This window comes from Limnoglobus sp., assembly GCF_059499385.1.
This window is the reverse complement of sequence record NZ_JCABYM010000052.1, coordinates 1-3,600: the sequence shown is the minus strand read 5'-3', so window position 1 is coordinate 3,600 and position 3,600 is coordinate 1. Positions and strand designations below refer to the sequence as shown.

General features: G+C 69.6%; 4 protein-coding genes. 1 reads left to right on the top strand and 3 read right to left on the bottom strand.

Annotated features, from left to right (window positions below; all coding sequences use genetic code 11):
• Window positions 1-216 precede the first annotated feature (216 nt).
• On the top strand, window positions 217-1,590 hold the full coding sequence (recD2, locus tag AC5JJ2_RS10140; protein WP_495857866.1) for an SF1B family DNA helicase RecD2: 1,374 nt from the start codon (window positions 217-219) through the stop codon (window positions 1,588-1,590).
• A gap of 128 nt (window positions 1,591-1,718) precedes the next feature.
• Here recD2 and AC5JJ2_RS10135 read toward each other — a convergent pair whose 3' ends face one another.
• The 3 genes from AC5JJ2_RS10135 to AC5JJ2_RS10125 are packed head-to-tail and all read right to left on the bottom strand — an operon-like array spanning window position 1,719 to window position 3,465.
• A complete protein-coding gene (locus AC5JJ2_RS10135; protein ID WP_495857865.1) occupies window positions 1,719-1,976 on the bottom strand; it encodes a hypothetical protein in 258 nt (85 codons plus the stop codon).
• Window positions 1,977-1,981: 5 nt separating this feature from the next.
• On the bottom strand, window positions 1,982-2,689 hold the full coding sequence (locus tag AC5JJ2_RS10130; protein WP_495857864.1) for a DUF72 domain-containing protein: 708 nt from the start codon (window positions 2,687-2,689) through the stop codon (window positions 1,982-1,984).
• Window positions 2,686-3,465, bottom strand: coding sequence for a methyltransferase domain-containing protein (locus AC5JJ2_RS10125; protein ID WP_495857863.1), 780 nt, complete (start codon window positions 3,463-3,465; stop codon window positions 2,686-2,688). Before AC5JJ2_RS10125 ends, AC5JJ2_RS10130 begins: the two co-directional genes overlap by 4 nt.
• Window positions 3,466-3,600: the final 135 nt, after the last annotated feature.

Below are 3,600 nucleotides of genomic sequence, written 5' to 3'. Positions count from 1 at the left end.
CTGCCACCGCCCGCCCCCCCCCCCCCCCCCCCCCCCCCGCGCCCCCCCGCGCCCCCCCCCGCGCCCCCCGCCCCCCCCCGCCGCCCCCCCCCCCCCCCCCCCCCCCCCCCCGAGCTGCCCAGCCCCGGTGAGGATCGCGTCCGAGGCAGGGAGGCTACCCCCCTCCCTAGCCCTCCCCCCCAAGGGGGGAGGGAACAAGACAGACCCACCCTTCGGGTGGCTATCGGGGTCGAACAACTCGCGTCCGACTCGCTCCTCTACCTCAAGCCGCTGTTCCTCGCGGAAACCGGCGTCGCCCGGCAAATCAACGCCCTCCGCGACGGCCACCACCCGCTGCCGGACACGGACGCGGACAAGGCCCTCGCGTGGGTCGAATCGACCATGAGCATCACGCTCGCCGAGTCGCAACGGAACGCGATCCGCGCCGCCGTCACGCGGAAGCTGCTCGTCGTCACCGGCGGCCCCGGCACGGGGAAGACGACGATCGTGCGGGCGATCCTCGAAATCTTCGCCGCGAAGCGGCAGCGGGTGCTGCTCGCCGCCCCGACCGGCCGGGCCGCCAAGCGGCTCAGCGAATCGACCGGCCGCGAGGCGAAGACGATCCACCGGCTGCTCGAGTACGACCCCGGCGCGGGCGGCTTCCGCCGCGGCCGCGAGAACCCGCTGGACGTGGACCTGCTCGTCATCGACGAGGTGTCGATGGTGGACGTGATCCTGATGAACCGGCTGCTCGCGGCCGTCCCGCCGTGGGCGTGCGTCGTGTTCGTCGGCGACCGCGACCAGCTCCCCAGCGTCGGGGCCGGCGGCGTCCTGGCGGACCTCATCGACTCCGGCGTCGTCGCCGTCGCCCGACTCACCGAGATCCACCGCCAGGCCGGGTCGAGCTTCATCGTGCGGGCGGCGCACGCCGTCAACCACGGCGAGCTGCCGGCCTCCGCCCCGCCCAACGGCGGCGACTTCTTCTTCGTGGAGGCGGACGACCCACAAACTATCATCGACCGCGTCCTGACGATGGTAAAAACGCGCATCCCGGCCGCGTTCGGCCTCGACCCGTTCCGCGACGTGCAAGTCCTCTCGCCGATGAACAAGTCCGAACTCGGCGTGCAGAACCTCAACCGGCTGCTGCAGGAGGCGCTGAATTCGGAGTCGAAGAAGGACGTGCAGCGGTTCGGCACGAGTTACCGCGTCGGCGACAAGGTGATCCAGACGCGGAACAACTACCAGCGGGAGGTCTTCAACGGCGACATCGGCCGCGTCGTCGGGCTGGACGAGATCGACCAGGTGCTGAGGGTCGATTTCGACAGCCGGGAAGTCGAGTACGAGTTCAGCGAGCTGGACGAGTTGTCGCTGGCCTACGCGATCAGCATTCACAAGTCGCAGGGGAGCGAGTACCCGGCGGTGGTGATCCCGGTTCACACGCAGCACTTCGTGATGTTGCAGCGGAACCTGCTGTACACCGGCATCACCCGCGGCCGGAAGCTGGTGGTGCTGGTCGGCAGCCGCAAGGCGCTCTGGCTGGCGGTGACGAAGGCGGAGACGGCCCTGCGGTTCAGCCTGCTGAAGTGGCGGTTGCAGGCGGGGAATGTTTAGCAACCCGACTTCCGAAGTCCGGCTTCGACTTCGGAAGTCGATAGGGCGGAGGGGCGGTTGCCGATCCCGCGTGGGCGGTTGCGGCGTTCGACTTCCGAAGTCGAAGCCGGACTTCGGAAGTCTGGGCCTCACCTCCTCCGCCGCAGCGCATACCGCACGAACGACCCCAGCCCGGCGAACTTGAACGACGGGTCGGCGTACTTCTCCACCACGTAGAACGCGAAGTAGTACGCCCGGCAGAACGCCCAGATCGCAATGGCCATCAGCGCCGCGAGCTTGAAATCGGGGAACAAAACCAGCGCCAGCACGACCGCGAACACGCCGAGGACCACGAACAGCCCGAACTTGATCCACAGCAGCCGCGGGCTGGTGATGTCGCCGAGCATGAGCGTTACCCCTTCGCGGCCGCGTCCAGGAACCGCTTCGCCAGCTTCGGCCCCTTCCCCTCGTCCTCGTGCTTGAAGAACACGAACGCATCCTGCCACTTCTGCGAGGTCACCCGCTTCACCCACCCCTTCAGCGCCGCCGGCGTGTAGTCCGGCATCCGCAGCCGCACGTAGCCCCAGTCGGCCGTCGCCTCGAACGGTACTTCTAAATCGTCCTCCGCCTCCGCGATGCAGAACGCCGCCCCGTGGCGGCGGAGCAGGGCGAACGTCTCCGCGTCGAACCACGACGGGTGGCGGAACTCGAACGCGACGCGGCGGTCCTTCGGCAACAGCGCGAGGAAGTTCCGCAGTCGATCAGCGTCCTTCGCGAAGTTCGGCGGCAGTTGGAACAGCACCGGCCCCAGCCGCTCCTTCAGCACGCCCGCAATGGTAAACAGCTCCGTCACCGCGTCGGCCGAGTTGTTCAGCCGTTGGAAGTGGGTGATCCGTTGCGGGGCCTTGAGCGCGAACCGGAAGTCGGCCGGCACGGTCGCGGCCCACGTTTCCAGTACGGCCGGCTTCGGCATCCCGCGGAACGTGCTGTTGCTCTCCACGGCGCGGAACTGCTCGCCGTAGAACCGCAGGAACTGCTTGGCCGGCAGCTTCTCCGGGTAGAACGAGCCTTTCCACGCGGGGTAGGAGTACCCGCTCGTGCCGACGTACAGGGTCGTCATGCTCCCTCGCCCCGGTAAGCCACGAAGAACAGCCGTCGGAACGGGAACAGCACCTTGCCGTCCGGCCGCCGCGGATACGACGCCGTCACCCGCTCCAACAAGTCCGCCTCGAACCGGCCGCGGGCCATGTCGTCCGGCAGCGCCTGGAGGAACGGCCGCAACCCGGTTCCTCGAATCCACGTCACGATCGCGTCCGGGCCGGGCAGGACGTGGCAGTAGTCCGTTTCCCACAGCTCGATCCGGGCCGCGACCTCGCTGATCGCGTCGTAGTAGTACGCCGGGTCGTGGCCGTGGATCGAGCCGTGGACGCCGCCCAGCCACTCTCGCCACGTCGGGCCGGCCGCGAGGTCCAGGATTGCCTTGTGTAGCGGCGAGCGCGAGTGCGTCGGCACTTGCACGGCGAGCGCCCCGCCCGGCGAGACGGCCGCGAAGAACCGGCGGGCGGCCGCCGCGTGGTCCGGCAGCCACTGGAGCATCGCGTTCGAGAAGACCACATCGTACCGCTCGGCCGGTTGCCACGTCGCGGCGTCGCCGCGGACCCAGCGGCCGCCGGGGTCGGCCTTCGCCGCCGCGTCCAGCATCGCGGGGTCGCTGTCGAACCCGGTGACCGTCGCGGCCGGCCACCGCGCCTTCAGCACGGCCGTGCTGTTGCCGGGGCCGCACCCGAGGTCGATGACCGTCCGCGGGTTCGTCACTTCAATCCGCGCCGCGAGGTCGATGGCCGGCTGCGTCCGCTCGCGGTCGAACGTCAGGTACAGGGTCGGGTTCCAGGTCATCAGGGGTCCGCGGGGATGTGGTTGGTGCCGATGACGGGAGTTTATATAGCCGCCGGCTTTCCGGCGGGGTTTTGGGGGTCGCCAAACCCCGCCGGGAAGCCGGGGGCTAGATGGGGCACGCGGCGGTGGCGGGGG

Coding starts and splice junctions, on each gene's coding strand:
- AC5JJ2_RS10130 (WP_495857864.1), bottom strand. CDS start 2,689: ATGACGACCCTGTACGTCGGCACGAGCGGGTACTCCTACCCCGCGTGG.
- AC5JJ2_RS10125 (WP_495857863.1), bottom strand. CDS start 3,465: ATGACCTGGAACCCGACCCTGTACCTGACGTTCGACCGCGAGCGGACG.
- AC5JJ2_RS10135 (WP_495857865.1), bottom strand. CDS start 1,976: ATGCTCGGCGACATCACCAGCCCGCGGCTGCTGTGGATCAAGTTCGGG.